Annotated in this window: 17 protein-coding genes; 14 read left to right on the forward strand and 3 right to left on the reverse strand. The window is 67.8% G+C overall.

Translation table 11 applies throughout. The features are described 5' to 3' along the window. The first annotated feature begins 9 nt into the window (after window positions 1–9). The 7 genes from OG710_RS23275 to OG710_RS23305 all read left to right on the forward strand — a co-directional run bounded on the left by OG710_RS23275 (window position 10) and on the right by OG710_RS23305 (window position 8552). On the forward strand, window positions 10–2916 hold the full coding sequence (locus OG710_RS23275) for a vitamin B12-dependent ribonucleotide reductase (protein ID WP_330241028.1): 2907 nt from the start codon (window positions 10–12) through the stop codon (window positions 2914–2916). Between the two features lie 327 nt (window positions 2917–3243). Further along, on the forward strand, window positions 3244–3387 hold the full coding sequence (locus tag OG710_RS23280) for a hypothetical protein (RefSeq protein ID WP_267942482.1): 144 nt from the start codon (window positions 3244–3246) through the stop codon (window positions 3385–3387). 193 nt (window positions 3388–3580) lie between these two features. Beyond that, entirely contained in the window at window positions 3581–3808 is a 228-nt protein-coding gene (locus tag OG710_RS23285) for a phage integrase N-terminal SAM-like domain-containing protein (RefSeq protein ID WP_330241029.1), read from the forward strand. A 135-nt stretch (window positions 3809–3943) separates the two neighbouring features. Further along, on the forward strand, window positions 3944–4609 hold the full coding sequence (locus OG710_RS23290) for a tyrosine-type recombinase/integrase (RefSeq protein ID WP_330241030.1): 666 nt from the start codon (window positions 3944–3946) through the stop codon (window positions 4607–4609). Further along, window positions 4606–4938, forward strand: a complete 333-nt coding sequence (locus OG710_RS23295) for a helix-turn-helix domain-containing protein (RefSeq protein WP_330241031.1) — start codon at window positions 4606–4608, stop codon at window positions 4936–4938. The genes OG710_RS23290 and OG710_RS23295 overlap by 4 nt, the downstream gene beginning before the upstream one ends. Window positions 4939–6137: 1199 nt before the next feature. Further along, window positions 6138–7175, forward strand: a complete 1038-nt coding sequence (locus OG710_RS23300; protein ID WP_330241032.1) for a hypothetical protein — start codon at window positions 6138–6140, stop codon at window positions 7173–7175. Between the two features lie 258 nt (window positions 7176–7433). Beyond that, entirely contained in the window at window positions 7434–8552 is a 1119-nt protein-coding gene (locus OG710_RS23305; protein ID WP_330241033.1) for a hypothetical protein, read from the forward strand. A gap of 160 nt (window positions 8553–8712) precedes the next feature. Here OG710_RS23305 and OG710_RS23310 read toward each other — a convergent pair whose 3' ends face one another. After that, window positions 8713–9249: a TerD family protein gene (locus tag OG710_RS23310; protein ID WP_330241034.1), complete on the reverse strand. Its 537-nt coding sequence runs from the start codon at window positions 9247–9249 to the stop codon at window positions 8713–8715. Window positions 9250–9440: 191 nt separating this feature from the next. On the opposite strand from OG710_RS23310, the gene OG710_RS23315 reads away from it, so the two are divergent. The 4 genes from OG710_RS23315 (at window position 9441) to OG710_RS23330 (ending at window position 13676) form a co-directional block, all read left to right on the forward strand. Continuing rightward, a complete protein-coding gene (locus OG710_RS23315) occupies window positions 9441–10046 on the forward strand; it encodes a YdbC family protein (RefSeq protein ID WP_330241035.1) in 606 nt (201 codons plus the stop codon). Between the two features lie 93 nt (window positions 10047–10139). Continuing rightward, entirely contained in the window at window positions 10140–10799 is a 660-nt protein-coding gene (locus OG710_RS23320; RefSeq protein ID WP_111338600.1) for a histidine phosphatase family protein, read from the forward strand. A gap of 10 nt (window positions 10800–10809) precedes the next feature. Further along, window positions 10810–11706: an ADP-ribosylglycohydrolase family protein gene (locus tag OG710_RS23325; protein WP_330241036.1), complete on the forward strand. Its 897-nt coding sequence runs from the start codon at window positions 10810–10812 to the stop codon at window positions 11704–11706. A 458-nt stretch (window positions 11707–12164) separates the two neighbouring features. After that, on the forward strand, window positions 12165–13676 hold the full coding sequence (locus OG710_RS23330; protein ID WP_330242327.1) for a DUF4153 domain-containing protein: 1512 nt from the start codon (window positions 12165–12167) through the stop codon (window positions 13674–13676). A gap of 95 nt (window positions 13677–13771) precedes the next feature. Here OG710_RS23330 and OG710_RS23335 read toward each other — a convergent pair whose 3' ends face one another. Further along, a complete protein-coding gene (locus OG710_RS23335; RefSeq protein ID WP_330241037.1) occupies window positions 13772–15325 on the reverse strand; it encodes an MFS transporter in 1554 nt (517 codons plus the stop codon). 239 nt (window positions 15326–15564) lie between these two features. On the opposite strand from OG710_RS23335, the gene OG710_RS23340 reads away from it, so the two are divergent. The 3 genes from OG710_RS23340 (at window position 15565) to OG710_RS23350 (ending at window position 17708) form a co-directional block, all read left to right on the forward strand. Continuing rightward, window positions 15565–16191 carry a TetR/AcrR family transcriptional regulator gene (locus tag OG710_RS23340; RefSeq protein ID WP_330241038.1) on the forward strand — a complete coding sequence of 209 codons (627 nt, stop codon included), beginning with the start codon at window positions 15565–15567 and terminating at the stop codon, window positions 16189–16191. Window positions 16192–16319: 128 nt separating this feature from the next. Next, window positions 16320–17030, forward strand: a complete 711-nt coding sequence (locus OG710_RS23345; protein ID WP_330241039.1) for a ribonuclease HII — start codon at window positions 16320–16322, stop codon at window positions 17028–17030. A gap of 60 nt (window positions 17031–17090) precedes the next feature. Continuing rightward, window positions 17091–17708 carry a hypothetical protein gene (locus OG710_RS23350; protein ID WP_330241040.1) on the forward strand — a complete coding sequence of 206 codons (618 nt, stop codon included), beginning with the start codon at window positions 17091–17093 and terminating at the stop codon, window positions 17706–17708. Between the two features lie 106 nt (window positions 17709–17814). Here the strand turns inward: OG710_RS23350 and OG710_RS23355 are convergent, their stop codons facing one another. Then, window positions 17815–18444, reverse strand: coding sequence for a hypothetical protein (locus OG710_RS23355; RefSeq protein WP_111338606.1), 630 nt, complete (start codon window positions 18442–18444; stop codon window positions 17815–17817). Window positions 18445–18616 lie beyond the last annotated feature (172 nt).

The following is an 18616-nucleotide window of genomic DNA, read 5'->3' on the forward strand; positions in this document are numbered from 1 at the left end:
GGAGGCGGCATGACAGAGACGGCGAGCGGCCCGGCACGAGGTTCCCGCAGCAACAAGGGGACCAAGTCGACTGCGTCCAAGCAGGGCCTGCGCATCGAGCGCATCCACACCACCCCCGGCGTGCATCCGTACGACGAGGTTGTCTGGGAGCGCCGTGACGTCGTCATGACCAACTGGCGCGACGGCTCGATCAACTTCGAGCAGCGTGGCGTCGAGTTCCCCGACTTCTGGTCGGTGAACGCGGTCAACATCGTCACCAGCAAGTACTTCCGGGGCGCTGTCGGCACCCCGCAGCGCGAGACCGGTCTGCGGCAGCTGATCGACCGGATCGTCAAGACGTACCGGAAGGCCGGCGAGGACCACCAGTACTTCGCCTCCCCCGCCGACGCGGAGATCTTCGAGCACGAGCTGGCGTACGCCCTCCTGCACCAGATCTTCAGCTTCAACTCGCCGGTGTGGTTCAACGTCGGCACGCCCCAGCCGCAGCAGGTCTCCGCCTGCTTCATCCTGTCCGTCGACGACTCCATGGAGTCGATCCTCGACTGGTACAAGGAAGAGGGCATGATCTTCAAGGGCGGCTCCGGCGCCGGCCTGAACCTCTCCCGCATCCGTTCCTCCAAGGAACTCCTCTCCTCCGGCGGCAACGCCTCCGGTCCCGTCTCCTTCATGCGGGGCGCCGACGCCTCCGCCGGAACGATCAAGTCCGGTGGCGCCACCCGCCGTGCGGCCAAGATGGTCATTCTCGACGTCGACCACCCCGACATCGAGAACTTCATCGAGACCAAGGTGAAGGAGGAGGAGAAGATCCGCGCCCTGCGCGACGCAGGTTTCGACATGGACCTGGGCGGGGACGACATCACCTCCGTCCAGTACCAGAACGCCAACAACTCGGTCCGTGTGAACGACGAGTTCATGAAGGCCGTGGAGTCCGGCGGCAAGTTCGGGCTGCGCGCCCGCATGACCGGCGACGTCATCGAAGAGGTCGAGGCCAAGTCCCTCTTCCGCAAGATGGCCGAGGCCGCCTGGGCCTGCGCCGATCCGGGCATCCAGTACGACGACACGATCAACCACTGGCACACCTGCCCCGAGTCCGGCCGGATCAACGGCTCGAACCCGTGCAGCGAGTACATGCACCTGGACAACACCTCGTGCAACCTCGCCTCGCTGAACCTGATGAAGTTCCTCAAGGACGACGGCAAGGGCAACCAGTCCTTCGAGTCCGAGCGCTTCGCCAAGGTCGTCGAGCTGGTCATCACCGCGATGGACATCTCCATCTGCTTCGCCGACTTCCCCACCGAGAAGATCGGCGAGAACACCCGCGCCTTCCGCCAGCTCGGCATCGGCTACGCCAACCTGGGCGCCCTGCTGATGGCGACCGGCCACGCCTACGACAGCGACGGCGGCCGCGCGCTCGCCGGCGCCATCACCTCGCTGATGACCGGCACCTCGTACAAGCGCTCCGCCGAGCTGGCCGCGGTCGTCGGCCCGTACGACGGCTACGCCCGCAACGCCGAGCCGCACCAGCGCGTCATGAAGCAGCACGCCGACGCCAACGCCGCGGCCGTCCACGGGGACGACCTGGACAACCCGATCTGGGCCGCCGCCACCGAGGCGTGGCAGGACGTGCTCCGGCTCGGCGCGAAGAACGGTTTCCGTAACGCGCAGGCGTCGGTCATCGCGCCCACCGGCACCATCGGTCTCGCGATGTCCTGCGACACCACCGGCCTGGAGCCCGACCTCGCCCTGGTCAAGTTCAAGAAGCTGGTCGGCGGCGGCTCGATGCAGATCGTCAACGGCACCGTTCCGCAGGCCCTGCGCCGCCTGGGCTACCAGGAGGAGCAGATCGAGGCGATCGTCGCCCACATCGCCGAGCACGGCAATGTGATCGACGCCCCCGGCCTCAAGACCGAGCACTACGAGGTCTTCGACTGCGCGATGGGCGAGCGGTCCATCTCCGCCATGGGCCACGTCCGCATGATGGCGGCCATCCAGCCGTGGATCTCCGGCGCGCTCTCCAAGACGGTCAACCTGCCGGAGTCGGCCACCGTCGAGGACGTCGAGGAGGTCTACTTCGAGGCGTGGAAGATGGGCGTCAAGGCGCTCGCGATCTACCGCGACAACTGCAAGGTCGGCCAGCCCCTCTCCGCCAAGACCAAGGAGAAGGAGAAGGAGGCCGTCGCGGCCAAGGCCGAGGACACCATCCGTACCGCGGTCGAGAAGGTCGTCGAGTACCGCCCGGTCCGCAAGCGCCTGCCCAAGGGCCGGCCCGGCATCACCACCTCGTTCACGGTGGGCGGCGCCGAGGGCTACATGACCGCCAATTCCTACCCGGACGACGGCCTGGGCGAGGTCTTCCTCAAGATGTCCAAGCAGGGCTCGACCCTCGCGGGCATGATGGACGCCTTCTCCATCGCGGTCTCGGTCGGCCTGCAGTACGGCGTCCCGCTGGAGACGTACGTCTCGAAGTTCACCAACATGCGCTTCGAGCCGGCCGGCATGACCGACGACCCGGACGTGCGGATGGCGCAGTCGATCGTCGACTACATCTTCCGCCGCCTGGCGCTGGACTTCCTGCCCTTCGAGACCCGCTCCGCCCTCGGCATCCACTCCGCCGAGGAGCGCCAGCGCCACCTCGACACCGGCTCCTACGAGCCGACGTTCGAGGAGGAGCAGCTGGAGGCCGAGACGCTGGCCCAGACGGCCCCGGTGCGCACCGAACCGCTGAAGGCGGTCGCCCCGGTCCAGGAGACCGCGAAGGCCGAGCCGAGGACGGCGCACACGTCGGCGGAGCTCGTCGAGATGCAGCTCGGCATCAGCGCGGACGCGCCGCTCTGCTTCTCCTGCGGCACGAAGATGCAGCGCGCCGGCTCCTGCTACATCTGCGAGGGCTGCGGCTCGACCAGCGGCTGCAGCTGAAACTGGGCGGAATTGCGTCGGATGCAACATACGACGTAGCTGAACCCGAAGCGTGATCTCTGTGAGGGAGGGGCGTCGGCCCTGGGCTGGCGCCCCTCCCTTCTGCGGTCGGTACACCACGACTGCGTTCCGGGAACGCGCGTCGCGCCAAAGGCGCGAGAAGATCGTTCCGGGGGTGCAAGCTCCCTGGAATGACGAACGCCCAGCCTTGTGGGAGGCCGGGCGATCGTTGCAGTCAGGAACGTTGTGTCCTGCGCGGTGTAGGAGCCTGCATGACATCACGTCCTGGTCTGCGATGCAAAAGCAACCAGGAAGGGAGTGATGAACATGGCGAACAAGCGTCAGACCAGCAAGAAGGTCGCCTCGAAGGCCAGCAAGCTGCTGAACAGCCCGAAGGCAACCCCGGCGCAGAAGTCCGTGGCGGCCAGCGCGCTGTCGCAGACGAAGACCGGCAAGACCAAGAAGAAGTGATACCTGGCCGCCCCGGGCCTACACCCGGGGCGGCCAGCCCTGTTTCTGCTGGTCAGGCGTGTCGCCGTAACCGATTCAACGATGTTGCGTTGAATGCAACGTGACTAAAGCGGCTGAATTGGCTGGATCGGCACGTCTGCTACTCGTCGACGGTGTGGTGCACCTTGACCCCGCCCCAGCGATGTTCGCGGCGATGCTGGATGGGTGGGCGACGCAGCAGAGGGCCCGCTTCCTGAAGGCGGACACGATCAAGGCGAGGATCGATCTCGTACGACGATTCGCACATTTCACCGGGCAGTACCCCTGGCAGTGGCAGGCCCAGGAGGCGGAGGAGTTCATCAGTCATCTCCGGTCTGGTCCGCGGCCGGTGATGGTGTCGACGGCCCGGGGATACCAGAACGGACTCCGGCTGTTCATGTAGTACGTCACGGATGCGCGGTACTCCTGGCCAGCGGTATGCCAAGAGCGGTTCGACGCAGCCCCCACCCAAATCCTGCACGAATGGAACACGGTTGCGTACGCTTCAGAATACGAGGGGAACCCAGGCCGGCGGCCGTTGACGTACGACGAAGTGCAATCGCTGCTGGACGCTGCGGACGCAAGAGTCGAGGAGATCCGAGCTCGCCGCCGGAAGGGGGCGGCAGCTGCCATGCGGGACGCCACACTGCTCAAGACCGTATACGCCTTCGGTCTCCGTCGAAGGGAAGCCTGGGGGCTGGACGTTGTTGACCTGCGGAGAAATCCGAGAGCCGCTGACTACGGCGCCTACGGGGCGTTGTTCGTCTGCTTCGGCAAGTCATCACGCGGCGGACAGCCCAAGCGCCGGACTGTACTCACCGTCCCCGAAATAGACTGGATTGTTCCCGTGCTTCAGCAGTGGGTGTCGGAGGCGCGTCCACTCCTTTCGCCGGGAAGTCACCCTGCGCTTTGGGTGACTGAACGCCGGGGCCGACTTTCCTGGCGAGGTATCAACGAAGCCTTCGAACAGGCTCGGAATGATGCTGGACTTCCCGAAGCGCTCGACCTGCACTCCCTCCGGCACTCGTATGTAACGCACTTGGTCGAGTTCGGCTACCCCGAGAAATTTGTGCAAGACCAGGTTGGGCATTCCCATGCTTCCACCACCGCGATTTACACAGGAGTCTCCGACGAGTTCCGCAATCGCTTAGTGCAGCAATCCTTGCAGCGGCGGCACGCATCACTCTGGGAGTCGCAGCAATGATCAAAAAGATGGGTTATCGCTGGCACCTACGTCAGATCATAGCAAAGCAAGGAATGTTCCAGACCAGCGACCTGGTGCCGTTGCTCGCGGAGCGCGGTGTGCATCTGTCTCGCGAGCAGGTGTACCGCCTGGTCACTCAGCCGCCGCAACGCTTGTCCATGGACACGCTCGCAGCCTTGTGCGACATTCTTGGCTGCGGTGTTCAGGAGCTGATCGAAGTGACCACCGTTGAGCAATTGGTACGCAAGACCGGCACCGGGCCGTCGAGCGGCACCAGCGCACCTCCTCAACCACGACGGGCCTCGATTCGGCGCCCGGACTTCTCGTGAAACGCCATGAGCGCGTGGGCGAGGTTGTTGCCCTCCTTGCCCCGCAATTACCTTCACTGTCATTGTCTGAGCTGCGTGCAGTCGTAGACCGAGTCGCGCCAGAAAAGGCTCTGTACTGGCTACAGGAACACGTTGTCGAGCACTCTGACGCCTTGACCAGTGGCAGCGCGAAGCTACCTATGGCCATGTTCCGGTTGCTAACGGAACTGGAGTCCGAAGGGTGCACAGAAGTGGTCGTCCCGCCATGCGCCAGCTGCGAAAAGCGCCGAGTGCTTCGCTTCACCAACGGCGAAGGAGCACGCATCTGTCAGATGTGCAAAGCCCGCAGCGACCGCACTTCCGTGCAGTCGCTGCGGGAAGACCGCACCAGTCAACGCCCGAGACGCCGGCGGCGCCATCTGCCGGAACTGCTACGGCAGCGACCCCGCACGGCATGAGGCGTGCACGGTCTGTGGGCGCGCGCCGAGTGGTGAACCGCGGCCCGGATGGGAAGCCCTTTTGTGAGGGCTGCTATTCCCGGCCTAAAAGGAAATGCGTCCGGTGTGGTGACACGCGGCCCGTTAAAGCAAACACTACGTCTGGCCCTGTGTGCTCCAGTTGCTACGTTCATCCTCAGCGCTTGTGTGGTTCCTGCGGCCGCATACGTCGCATCAAGACCCGTGCGCGAGATGGACATCCGGACCTTTGTGGCAACTGCGATCCAGGCCCGACCATGACGTGCTCTTCCTGCGGGCGCGAACGTCCTTGCCTCCGTGTCACGACTGATACCCCGGTCTGTCGGAGCTGTCGAGACCGGCCGCAGCGGACGTGCGCACGGTGCGCTCGCCAGAGGCCGACAACAGCATGGTGGCCCATGGGTCCTGTCTGTGACGGTTGCTACCGCTACATCTGCGTGAACCCAGCTGAGTGTGTCATGTGCGGCGAACGACGTCCGCTGATCGGCATCGACGAACAGCAGCGCCAAGTCTGTGGCCCCTGTGTAGGCGTTGATCTGACCTATCCCTGTTCCACATGCGGCAACGCAGGCGATATTTATAGGAATGGAGAGTGTGCGCGATGTGTTCTCCGGGATCAGCTGAATGAGCAATTTGGGCCCACTGAAGGTACGCCGCTCCAGCCTCTCACCAGTGCTCTCGGCGCAGTAGAAAAACCGCGCCCGGTCTTGCTCTGGATGCCGGAGGGGGAATAGCGGAGCAGCCATGCTGCGGGACCTTCTCATCTCGGGATACTCGGTAACACACGAACTGCTCGACACGTTCCCGGGCCGTCAGGCGGCAGTTCACTTAAGGCAGTTGCTCGTCCATGTCGCTGTTCTCCCGGAGCGGGACGAACACGTGGCAGGAATGGAACGCTGGCTGCAGAGCTACTTGACCACCGTCGCAACCCAGCGCCGGAGTATCCTTCAGCCCTATGCGCAATGGGTTGTACTACGGCGAGTTCGACACCAGGCTAGCGCCAGAGGTAACACGACTTCCACCATCAAGTACGCCCGCACGCAAGTCTCCGTGGCTCACGCATTTCTGGAGTGGATCGAAGGGCAGGGGCTCTCCTTGGCGGATGTTCGGCAGCCGCATTTGGACCAGCGGCTTGCTGCCGGCGCGAGCACACAGTGCAACCTGCGTGACTTCCTGCGATGGGCTCGGCGGTGCCGTCTCATCTCCGACCTTCACGTCCCCTGGCGGCCCGATGGGGAGCCCTCCAATTTCCTGGACGAGGACGAGCATCTGGCCTTGCTCCACCGATGCGTTCATGACTCTGGCCTGCCACTGGACGTTCGGTCAGCGGGGGTCCTGACGCTGCTCTACGGCATGCCCATAACTCGCATCGCTCAACTGGTGCATCAGGACATCCAAGTCCGCGAGGGCAACGCCCATATTCAGATGGGCAGCCACCCGCTGCTGCTGCCGCCCGCATTGGCCAGACTGCTCAACGAGCAGATGGAAAAGGCGACATCGCGGTCCCTCGTGGGGCGCGTAACTCCCAGATCCGTTAGCTGGATCTTCCCAGGAGCTCTCGCTGGCCGTCCCATTGAGGGCCCCAAGCTCTCAGGGCGACTGCTGCGACACGGGATCGACGTCCGCGCCTCTCGCAACACTGCGCTGATGGCATTGGCCTCAGACCTGCCTGCACCGATCCTGAACGAGATGTTAGGCATCCACATCGACACAGCCGTCGAGTGGGTTGGTCATGTGAAACGGGACTGGGCCGTCTACCTGGCTGCGCGGGGAGGGGGATGACGACCTCGACATCCTCAGCCAGGGGAATAGTGGACGTCGAGAATAGGTGCCCCGCCGCCAGGATTCTGGGCACCGCTGAGGCATAGGTTGCCTGGTCAGGGCGTGGAGTCGGTCTTGAGGCTCCACCGCCTTCGGCGCATGTGACGCCTGGCTGTTGTGTTTGACGCAGCGTGCCGCCGCGTCGAGGGCTTGTCGCTGCGATCGCTGTCATGGCATTCTTCGGGGCATGATCAAGAGAATCGAGTCCCCCGTCCGCCGATGAGCGGGACGACCGGGGTAGGACTGCCCGGATCACCGACAACACTGTTCGACCATGCCCTCCGGCTGCATCAGCTGGCTCCGGGGGAGCCGCTTCATCGCGACGGGGAGCCGTACCCCGACAACGGGGCGCACCGTCACCGGAAAGGCCCGCGAACACCTGAGGACCGGCACTCGGTCGGCAAGGACGCGGCGTTCATCCTCGATGCACATTTCGCGCGGGCCTCTGCCCTTCCGGATGCGTTGGCCGATGCCTTCCACGACGTCTACATCCCAATCCACCCCAACGAGCACATCGCCGCTGCAGCCGAGAAGGCGGACAGAGAGCGCGTTCGCCAAACGGGCCGCTGGCTGGTGCGACAAGGCACCGACCGATGCTCGGTCACCGTGGGACTGGCCCTGCTCGCTGCCGTGGGAACAGCCGATGACATCCCGTTGATTCAAACGATCGGACTGCTCTCCAACCGCTTCGGGCCACTGGCGGCGCATGCTTTCGAGAGTCGGCCAGGAGGAGTGGAGGCCCTGCTCTGGCTTGCCGAGCGAGTCACCGGCTGGGGACGCGTCTATGTCGTCGAAGCTCTTTGCAGACTCGACGACCCGGCTGCCCGGCCATGGCTGCTTCGCAGGGCCTGCGACGGCGACTTCCTCAACGGATACTTCGCCGGCAAGGTCGCCACAGTCGCCAGACTCCATGAGGCGCTTGCAGACCTTGGTACCGACAGCGAGATGGTCGACCACATCGGTCGACTGCTCCATCTGATGAGCGACTGCGGGGGAATGGGGCTTACCCTCGCTCACTACCCCCATTCGAGAGCGGTTCTAGAAGCTTATGCTCGCCATGTGGGTTCGCTCAGCCCGACGAACGAGCGCTACTTCACGATCGCGGTGCTCGCTCAACACCTGACCACGGAGCCTCCCGAGGCTGCGGGGTGCACTGCGACTCAGCAGGAAGCGCTCCGAGACACGTACCTCGAAGTCCTCGACCGAGAAGAGTGGACCGAGACGGCACGCGCCGGGTTCACTGCGGATGACAACCGGATGCGGTGGCTCGCCGACCACCGGGCGCCACAGCTGAGGCTGCGTGCGTTCCCCGATCGAGAGTCGGATACCGAGGAATAGCGCACGTCAGGAATAAGTGCTCTCCGCCAGTAGTGGTGAGCCCGGTGCGCTGAGGCGCCGGGGCTGACAGTGAGTGCGGGCAGGTCTTCCCCGGAAGACCTGCCCGCACTCCTTTACGCGACTCAGTTGTTACGCGTACCCGGCCTGGGCTCTACGCGGCTCAGGCGCCGAACTCGCGGCCGCCCATCGCGGCGGCGAACGCGTCCGGGTCGCCGTCGAAGCCCCGGACGACGTCGTGGAAGCGCCAGACGCCGGAGGCATCGCGTACGAATTCGGCCACGACGGCCGCGGTCGCGTCGCCCACCGAGGAGAAGTCGTCCTCGGACAGCGTGGTGTAGCCCTCGCGGACCTGCATCCCGGTGTTCTGTATGGCGCCGAACGTCTTGCGGCCGTCGCGCTGCTGGATGGCGACGCCGACGACGACCCGCGCGTAGGACTCGGAGATCCGGTTCAGCTCCAGCGTCATCACCTCGTCGTAGCCGAAGCCCTGACCGGTCCTGCTGTCGCGTTCGAGCATGATCGTGCCGTCGGGCGCCCGGCTGTCGTGGTGCACCAGGTACACCGGGCTGCCGTACGGTTCGTCCGCCGAATAGGTCGCCGCGATGATGTCCAGGTCGTTGGGCGCCTCACCGCGGTCGCTGGGGTCCCATTTGACCCGCACCTCGACCTTCTCGAAATCCTTGTTGGGCGTGCTCATCGGACTTCCCTCCTGCGCGCGGGACCGGCGCTCCTGGTTCCTCCTCCGATCATCTCGGCAACTCGGGCCGGAACCAACCGGCTTGGGAACCAGCGGCTGAAACGGGCCAGGATCGGGCGCGAGACGGCTGGTTCCGGCGCACTCCGTGGGAGCGTGACCCACGCCACGTCCGGCCGCCGTACCATGGCGCCGTGCTGGTCAAGTGGATTCGCTGCAGTGTGTCGGACCGTCGGGGTTTCGAACGGGGGCAGCGGAAGTGGGCGGGGCTGCTGGGTGAGCCGGGCTTCAGGGGGCAGGGCGGCGGCTGGAGCCGCGGCCGGCCCGAGGTGGCGCACGTCTTCGCCTTCTGGGAGAACCGGGTCTTCTACGACTCCTTCATGGCGCGCGGCCACGACACCCTGGCCGCGGCGCAGGCCGGCACGTACCAGGACCTCCAGGTCAAGCTCTTCGAGTACCGCTTCGACGTGAAGACCGGCTTCGAACCCCGATTCACGGACGCCGACGTGCTCAGGGTGGCCCACAGCCGGGTCCACGAGGACCGGGTCGAACACTTCGCGCTCATGCAGCAGCGGGTGTGGAACCCGGCGATGGCCGGATCGCCCGGCATGCTGCGCGGGATCTTCGGCGAGGCGCCGGGGCACGAGTTCCTGGTCCTGTCGATGTGGCAGTCCAGCGCCGAACGCGGAAAGTACCGGCCGGGCAGCGTCGACCGGCTCTCGGCGCGCGCGGGTACGGAGGAGGACGTGGCGGCGCTCGCCGGCGACGTGGTGCAACTCGAACCGTCCTGGACGGTGTGATCGCCCTGCACGGCGTGATCCCCCGCGGCACCGCTGCACCGACGATTTTCGGACAGGTACTCGAACGGCGGCGACTCGTTCTAGGGTCGATGTATGGCACGACCGAAACGCATCGTCCTCGTCCGCCACGGTGAGTCCGAGGGCAACGCCGACGACACCGTCTACGAGCGCGAGCCCGACCACGCGCTGAGGCTCACCGCCGTGGGCCGGCGGCAGGCCTTCGAGACCGGGGCACGGCTGCGTGAACAGTTCGGCGACGAGCGGGTCAGTGTGTACGTCTCTCCGTACCGGCGCACCCACGAGACCTTCGCCGCCTTCGGCCTGGAGCCCGACCGGGTACGGGTGCGCGAGGAGCCGAGGCTGCGCGAGCAGGACTGGGGGAACTGGCAGGACCACGACGACGTCAGGCTGCAGAAGGCGTACCGGGACGCCTACGGGCACTTCTTCTATCGCTTCGCGCAGGGCGAGTCCGGGGCGGACGTCTACGACCGGGTCGGCGCCTTCCTGGAGAGCCTCCACCGCAGCTTCCTGGCGCCCGACCACCCGCCGAACGTCCTGCTGGTCACCCACGGCCTCACCATGCGCCTCTTCTGTATGCGCTGGTTCCACTGGTCCGTGGCCGAATTCGAATCGCTTTCCAATCCGGGGAACGGGGAATCGCGGACGCTGCTCCTCGGTGAGAACGGGCGCTACACGCTCGACCGGCCCTTCGAACGATGGCGAACCCCTGAGCCCTACGGCATCACCGGATAGAGTGGAAACGATGACCGAATCCGCTTCCGACCAGCGCCTCGAACGCGCCCTCGCCAGCCTGCGCGGCCTGTCCGTGGGAGATGCCCTGGGCTCCCAGTTCTTCGTGCCCGCCAATTACCCGCTCCTGAAGGACCGTGCCCTGCCCGCCGGGCCGTGGCAGTGGACCGACGACACAGAGATGGCCTGTTCCGTCGTGGCCGTCCTGTGCGCACAGGGCCGCATCGATCAGGACGCCCTCGCCCACTCGTTCGCCGACCACCACGACTTCGACCGCGGCTACGGCCCCGCCGTGAACCGCATGCTCCGCCTGGTTCGCGAGGGCGGCGACTGGCGCGAACTCGCCTCCTCCCTGTTCAACGGCCAGGGCAGCTGGGGCAACGGCTCGTCGATGCGCATCGCCCCGCTCGGCGCCTGGTACGCGGACGACCCCGAGCAGGCCACGCACCAGGCCGAGATCTCCTCGTACACCACCCACCAGCACCGCGAGGCCGTCGTGGGCGCGATGGCCGTCGCCGCGGCCGCCGCGCTCGTCGCCTCACCGGACGGGCCGCCCACGCCGGAGGCCCTGCTGGACGGCGTGGTCGCGCTCGTGCCGCGCAGCGCCGTCGGTGCCGGGCTGCGCCGGGCGCGCGACATGCTGGACTACCAGGACGCGGGCACCGTCGCGGCGGTCCTCGGCAACGGCCGGCGCACCAGCGCCCACGACACCGTCCCGTTCGCCCTGTGGTCCGCGGCGCGGAGCCTCGGCGACTTCGAGCGGGCCTTCTGGGTGACCGCCCAGGCCGGCGGCGACGTGGACACGACGTGCGCGATCGTCGGCGGCGTGATCGCGTCGGGCACCGCCGGCGCCCCTCCGGCGCACTGGGCGGCCCGCACGGAAGCGCTGCCCGACTGGACGACCCCGTAGCCGGACCTGCCGCTGCCGACTGTCACGGTCCTGCCACAGCACCGCCGCCCCCGGCTGACGGCCGCGACACGGGGATACCCTGTCGGCCATGCCGCCCTCGGTGATCATGACCCGAGGCGTGCACCAATGGAGATGCCGGGGTACCACGCGCTGGCCCGAGCACGCGTGAGCGGGCCCCGGTGGGGAGGGGTCCCGTGTCAGAAGCACCGTCGGATATACCCCGGCCGAAGCCCGAGCCGGAACAACCCGCACAGCCCGAGCCGGAACGACCCGCGCCGGAACGCCTCGCACCGCCTGAGCCGACGCCTCCGAAGCCGACGACCGCGTCCGGCCAGTTGTCCGCAGCCCCCGGTGCGGGCGGCGGCACCGTTCCCGAGCCGCCGAAGATCCCGGCCTACGCGACGCAGCGGCAGGCCGGACCGCAGCCGCCATCCCCCTGGGGCAAGCCGCCGCCCTCGGTGGTGACACGGCTCCGGGCCGGAAAGCCGGGCCCCGTTCACACCGGCACCCTCTGGGCCGTCCTCGCGACGACCCTGCTCAGCATGACGCTGCTGGGCGACGGCATCGGGCTGAACATGCTGCTCGTGGCCCTGCCCGCGTCGGCCGGCGCGTACCTGGCCGCGCGGGCGGCCGGCCGCAGGCTTCGCCCCTGGGCCGCGGTGTGGGGGATCGGTGGGCTGGGGCTGCTGGTCGTCCCGGCGCTCCGTGACGCGGGCTGGCCCACGTTCCTCGCGCTGGTATCCGCTCTGGCACTGGGCTCGCTGGCGCTGCACGGCAGCAGAAGCTGGCTCGGCGTGTTCCTGGGGTCCCTGGGCCTGTTCACCTCCGTGTTCGCATCGCTGGGCTGGGGTGCGCGGGGGCTGCGCGACCGCATGTCGGGGTCCAAGGGCCGGGCCGGTGTCGTCGTCCGGTCCGCGGCGGTGGCCGTCGTCCTGCTCATCGTGTTCGGTGCGCTCTTCGCGAGCGCCGACGCCGCCTTCGCGGATCTGCTGAGCAGCCTGACGCCCGATGTGTCGGTGGGCGACAGCCCGTGGCGGACCTTCCTCGGCCTCCTCGGTCTCGTCGGCGCCCTGGCCGCCGCCTACACCGCCGCTGCCCCGGTCCGCTGGGACGGAGTGAAGGTGCGGCCGGGCAAGGCGCGCGGACGGCTGGAATGGGCGCTCCCGCTGATCGTTCTGAACCTCCTCTTCGCGGTCTTCCTCGCCATTCAGCTCACGGTGCTGCTCGGCGGCTACGACAAGGTGATGGCCGAGACGGATCTCAGCTACGCCGAGTACGCCCGCCAGGGCTTCTGGCAGCTGCTGTGGGCCACGGTCCTCACGCTCGGCGTCATCGCGCTCGCCCTGCGCTGGGCCCCGCGCGGCGGGGCTCGCGACCGCACCCTGGTCCGTGGCGTTCTCGGCACCCTGTGTCTGCTGACGCTCGTCGTGGTCGCCTCGGCCCTGCGGCGCATGGACCTCTATGTCGACGCATACGGTCTGACCAGGCTCAGGATCTCCGTGGCCGCCGTGGAACTCTGGCTCGGCGTGGTCCTCGTACTGATCATGGCGGCCGGCGTCTTCGGCCCCCGGCTGCTGCCCCGCGCCGTCGCGGCGAGCGCGGCCGTCGGCGTACTGGCCTTCGGCCTGATCTCGCCCGATGGTGTGATCGCCGAGCAGAACGTGCAGCGCTACCGCAACGACCACTCGATCGATATCGAGTACCTCAAGGGCCTGTCGGCCGACGCCGTGCCCGCTCTCGACAGCCTGCCGGAACCCCTGCGCTCCTGCGCGTTGCGGGACATCCAGCAAGCGCTTCTGAACTCGGACGAGCCCTGGTACTCCACGAGTTGGGGCGAGAAGCGAGCCCGAGACATCCTCGGCGACTGGGACCCCGGTGTCCGCGCCCTCGACTGCCGGGGGCTGAGCTCGGGCGACAACGGCGACGAGCGCGGTACGGGCGATGCCTACGACCCGTACGACCCGTACTGACCGGTCCGGCGTACGGCCCGCGCGCGAGCCGCGCGGGCCGTCCCTTCGTCGGGGCGGCCCGCAGTCGGCTTCACGCCCGCGCACCTGCCTCACGGCTATGCCGCAGGTCCTCCAGCGGCCGCCTTGCCGCTCAGCGCGTCCAGGTCGCTCTTGCGGACGCGGATGATCACGACGGCGGTCAGCAGCGCGAGAGCGGCCATGGCCACCGCCGCGAGGAACGCGGTGGATATCCCCTGGGTGAGCACCGCATGGCCCCACTGGCCGGGCAGTTCGTGGGTCTTGGCGAACTGGGCCTGCTGCTCCGGTGTCGCATGCGCCAGGAACTGCGGCACCTGCTTCTCGGCTTCATTGCGGCTGGCGGTACCGAACACCGTGACCAGGATCGACAGCCCCAGTGAACCGCCCACTTGCTGACTCGCGTTGAGCAGACTGGAGGCCGCACCCGCTTCGTGCTGCGCGACTCCGGAGACCGCGGTCAGCGTGAGCGTCACGAAGTTCAGCCCCATGCCGAAGCTGAACACCAGTATCGGGCCCAGCACCCCGGCTACGTAGGAACTGCCGGGGGTGATGAACGTCAGCCAGAACAGACCCGCTCCGGCGAGCGCCGAACCGGTGATCATGAACGGCTTCGGCCCCAGGACCGGCAGGAACCGCTGGGAGAGCCCCGCTCCGATGATGATCGCGACAGTTACCGGCAGGAAGGCCAGGCCGGATTCGATGGGGCTGTAGCCCAGGACGTTCTGTACGAACAGCACGATGAAGAAGAACATGCCGAACATGGCGGCGGCCAGGCTGAGCATGATCACGTACGTGCCCGAGCGGTTCCGGTCGGCGAACATCCGCAGCGGTGTGATCGGCTCCTTGGCCCTCATCTCGACGAGCACGAAAGCGGCGAGCAGAAGAACAGCGGCACCGAACGAGGCGAGCGTCAGCGAATCGCGCCACCCTTCCTCGGAGGCCCGGATGAACCCGTACACCAGCGACGCCATACCGAGGGTCGAGGTCAGGGCCCCCGATATGTCGAAACGCCCGGAGTGCCGGTCGGACTCGTTGATGTACATCGGGGTCAGCACCGCGATCAGCACGCCGATCGGCACGTTGACGAAGAAGACCCAACGCCAGTCCAGCCACTCCGTGAGCATTCCGCCCGCCAGCAGCCCGATGGCGCCGCCACCTGCGGAGACCGCGGCGAAGACACCGAACGCACGGTTGCGCTCGGGACCTTCCGGGAATGTCGTGGTGATCAGTGCGAGCGCGGTGGGCGAGGCGATGGCGCCGCCTATGCCCTGGAGCGCGCGCGCCGCCAGCAACTGCCAGGGCTCCTGGGCGAATCCACCCAGAAGCGAGGCGAGCGTGAAGACGATGATGCCGGCCATGAAGACCCGGCGGCGGCCCAGGATGTCACCGGCCCGGCCGCCGAGCAGCAGCAGGCCGCCGAAGGTCAGAGTGTAGGCGCTGAGGACCCACGACAGATCCGTGGTCGAGAAGCGCAGGGCTTCCTGGATGTGCGGGAGGGCGATGTTGACGATTGTGGAGTCCAGCACAACCATCAACTGACAGGCGGCGATGACGGCCAGGGCGATCCCTGGGCGGCCCTGCCGGCGTGCCGCACCCGGCGCGCTTCGTGCGGCTAACTGAGAGGTTGTCACTGGAGGTCCCCCGCAAGAGAATTAGTGAACGGCTTCGTTCACTGTCACGTCAACGTTACTGAGTCCCCTCCAGTGAACGCAAGCGTTCACTGGATCTTCGTTGCCGCGAGATTCGGAGCCGTCGACTCCGGTCGGGAGCTGCTCGGTCCCGCACCGGTTTTCCCCGGCCTTCGTGCCTTCCGGTCCCCACTCGGAAGGTTCGCGGAGGCGAACCACACCTGTTCGATGGAGAGAAGCTCATGGTCACTTCGCGATCGGCCGCCACCGCTCGGCAGCCGGTGGCGTCCCTGCGCCGACGGGGGTCCGTGCTGGAAAGCGCGATCCTCGAAGCGACGCTGGAAGCGCTGAGTACGGTCGGCTGGAACGGCCTGACCATGGAAGGTGTCGCGGCCGGTGCCCAGACGGGCAAGGCCGCGATCTACCGGCGGTGGTCCTCCAAGGAGGAACTGGTCGCCGAGGCGCTGCGCAGCGCCATGCCGGCGCCCGGCCGGGCCCCGGACTCGGGCAACATCCGTGACGATCTCCAGCAGCTGTGCCGGGGCATGCGCGACGCGATGTGGTCCACCTCCGGCTCGGCCCTGCGCTCGGTGCTTCACGAGTGCGACGCGAGGACGGCGGAACGCTTTCACTCGGTGATCCTCGACGGTGTGATCCGGCCGTCGACCGCGCTCATCAGAGAAGTGGTGAGCCGGGGCGTCGATCGCGGCGAGGTCCGCCCCGACGCCCTGCGGGAACTCGCCTTCGACGTCATCCCCGCGATGATGATGTATCGCACCAAGGTGTGCGGCAGCGAGTGGGAGGACGCGGAGATCGAGGCGCTGATCGATCAGGTCGCGGTGCCGTTCTTCCGGTCCGCCTCCCGCTGACAGCCCGCCGGACTCCGTCCCACGAGCGGTAGGGCCGCCCGCCCGGCGGGCTGCCGCCGATCCGTGCGTCCCGGGAACACCCCCTGGGGTGTTCCCGGCGCCCCCTTCGGCGTACGCTGGCAGACGCCATGCCGTACGAACCACCCACGCACACCGTCGAGCGCTCGATGCGCGCCACTACCGGTGCCAAGATCATCGCCGGTGTGGACGAGGTCGGACGCGGAGCGTGGGCGGGACCGGTCACCGTGTGCGCCGCGATCACCGGTCTTCGCAAGCCGCCTGCCGGACTCACCGACTCCAAGCTCATCAGCCCCAAGCGCCGGGCGGAACTCGCTCCGGTGCTGGAGCGCTGGGTCACCGCATACGGCCTCGGCGACGCCTCCCCCCAGGAGATCGACGCACTGGGCATGACCGCGGCACTCCGGCTCGCCGCCGTGCGCGCTCTGGAAGCGCTCCCGGTCCGTCCGGACGCGGTGATCCTTGACGGCAAGCACGACTACCTCGGCAGTCCTTGGCAGGTCCGCACCGTCATCAAGGGCGACCAGTCATGCATCGCCGTGGCCGCGGCATCGGTGATCGCGAAGGTGCGCAGGGACGCCCTGATGGCCGAACTGGGCTCGCAGAACAGCGAGTACACGCACTTCGCGTTCGATGCCAACGCCGGCTATCCGTCCCCCGTGCACAGGGCAGCCCTGGAAGAGCGCGGACCCACGGCTCACCACCGTCTGTCGTGGTCCTACCTCGACGCGTTGCCCCGGTGGCAGCACCTGAAGAAGGTCCGTTTCTCCGCAGAGGCGGCCGCACTGGAAAGCGGGGGCCAGCTCGGCTTCGATTTCTGATCGCGCAGATGTGCCCACCCGCCGACGCCGGAGGCGTCGGCGTTTGATAGACAACCACCCATGCCTCTCATCCCCGAGGAGCCTCAGATTCACGAGAGCGCCCAGGGTCCCCGCGCTACCCCGGCCACCGGCCGCGCCGCGTCGACCCCTCGTCCCGTACCCGGTCCGCGTTCAGCGGCCACGCCGCGCCCCGGTCGTCCGGTGCCCGGCCCGCGGCCTGCGCCCCCGGCGCAGCGCCGGCATTCCACTTCCGGCCAACCCCAGGCGGCGCAGCCGGAGAATCGTTCCGCGCCGCAGCTCCAGGTCATCCCCGCATCCGCGGACGGCGCGCTCGACGCCGCCGACGAAGCGGTGGACCTGCTGCTCGACTCGGGCCGTGCCCCCGGCGACATCCTGGTCCTGACCACGGAAGGCCAGCACCCGTGGGCGACCCACGAGCTGTCCTTCGGCGAGGCCGCCTACTGGGCCCACCACGAGGCGGGCGACGACGTCTTCTTCGCCGCGGTCGCGGCCGCGGACCGGGTCAAGCCCCGTCCCGTGGTGATCGTCGCGGTCAACGGCCCGGCCGACGACGTGGCTGCGCGGGCACTGGCCAAGGCCCGCGAGTCCGCCGGTGCGCTGCTGATCGTCTGCGGCGACCCGCAGACGATCAACGCTGCGATCGGCGCGGGCGTCTGAGCCGAAGCGCACGCCGCCTCCGGGCGACCGCGCCCTTCGGCTCATGAAGGCCCGGCGTCTTCGATGACCCGGCTGCCCCACAAGGGCGGCCGGGTCCGAAGCGTGTTCAGCGAGCGGCGGAACGGTGCAGTGCCTGGGCAGCCCCGCCGCCGGTGCGCGACGGCAGCTGGTCCAGGTCCAGCGCGGCGTCGGCGAGGGCTGAGGGCCGTGACGCGGAGTTCGGGCGGCGACCGCCCCGGCCTTCGCCCAGCACCTGCCACCCGCCGCGGGTCAGCGTGATGTACGCGCCGCAGCGCAGGCCGTGCAGGGTGCAGGCGTCGCGCAGACCCCACATCCAGGCACCGTCCTCCTCCGTCCAGCGCTCGTCCCCCTCGCGGCAGTAGAGCAGGACCGCGGTGCGGACAGGGGTACGGCGGCGCAGATCGTGCGGGATGACCCGGCGTAGGTGCGCCAGCAGCGAGTTTCGGAACTCCCAGCCGTCCGCCGTCACCGACCGGCGGGCGAACGAAGCACTCGCCGTCAGGCGTTCCTCGTGATCGAGGACGGCGACCACAGCGGTGGCCGGGGTCGGCCGGTGTCTGGCGTGCAGTCCGCTGACCACCTCACGCGGGCTGCGCAGCAGGGGTATGCCGGCCGCTGCCCACTCGGCCGGTTCGAGCATCCGGGCAAGTCGGTTGGCGGAGTCGGCGGTTGCTGACATCGAAGTGGCTGCGGACGAAGCGAATCCGAAGGTCACGGTCCTCCCTTCGCATACGCGCCCACGATGCGGGCAGGGTCGGGTGAGGGCGCGCCGCGGCACAGCCCTTTCGGGCCCGCGAAAGGACCGTGCGGGGAGCGAGTCCAATTCTTCCTGGCGTATCGGCAGGCGGCAACGAGCAATTGACGAGGCTGACGGTAATCAACCGGTA

Source organism: Streptomyces sp. NBC_00525 (assembly GCF_036346595.1).
GTDB lineage: Bacteria > Actinomycetota > Actinomycetes > Streptomycetales > Streptomycetaceae > Streptomyces.

Excerpts from the sequence above, each read along its gene's own strand:
- OG710_RS23275 (WP_330241028.1), top strand. The coding sequence starts at position 10 with ATGACAGAGACGGCGAGCGGCCCGGCACGAGGTTCCCGCAGCAACAAG.
- OG710_RS23280 (WP_267942482.1), top strand. The coding sequence starts at position 3,244 with ATGGCGAACAAGCGTCAGACCAGCAAGAAGGTCGCCTCGAAGGCCAGC.
- OG710_RS23285 (WP_330241029.1), top strand. The coding sequence starts at position 3,581 with ATGCTGGATGGGTGGGCGACGCAGCAGAGGGCCCGCTTCCTGAAGGCG.
- OG710_RS23295 (WP_330241031.1), top strand. The coding sequence starts at position 4,606 with ATGATCAAAAAGATGGGTTATCGCTGGCACCTACGTCAGATCATAGCA.
- OG710_RS23300 (WP_330241032.1), top strand. The coding sequence starts at position 6,138 with ATGCTGCGGGACCTTCTCATCTCGGGATACTCGGTAACACACGAACTG.
- OG710_RS23305 (WP_330241033.1), top strand. The coding sequence starts at position 7,434 with ATGAGCGGGACGACCGGGGTAGGACTGCCCGGATCACCGACAACACTG.
- OG710_RS23310 (WP_330241034.1), bottom strand. The coding sequence starts at position 9,249 with ATGAGCACGCCCAACAAGGATTTCGAGAAGGTCGAGGTGCGGGTCAAA.
- OG710_RS23320 (WP_111338600.1), top strand. The coding sequence starts at position 10,140 with ATGGCACGACCGAAACGCATCGTCCTCGTCCGCCACGGTGAGTCCGAG.
- OG710_RS23325 (WP_330241036.1), top strand. The coding sequence starts at position 10,810 with ATGACCGAATCCGCTTCCGACCAGCGCCTCGAACGCGCCCTCGCCAGC.
- OG710_RS23340 (WP_330241038.1), top strand. The coding sequence starts at position 15,565 with ATGGTCACTTCGCGATCGGCCGCCACCGCTCGGCAGCCGGTGGCGTCC.
- OG710_RS23345 (WP_330241039.1), top strand. The coding sequence starts at position 16,320 with ATGCCGTACGAACCACCCACGCACACCGTCGAGCGCTCGATGCGCGCC.
- OG710_RS23350 (WP_330241040.1), top strand. The coding sequence starts at position 17,091 with ATGCCTCTCATCCCCGAGGAGCCTCAGATTCACGAGAGCGCCCAGGGT.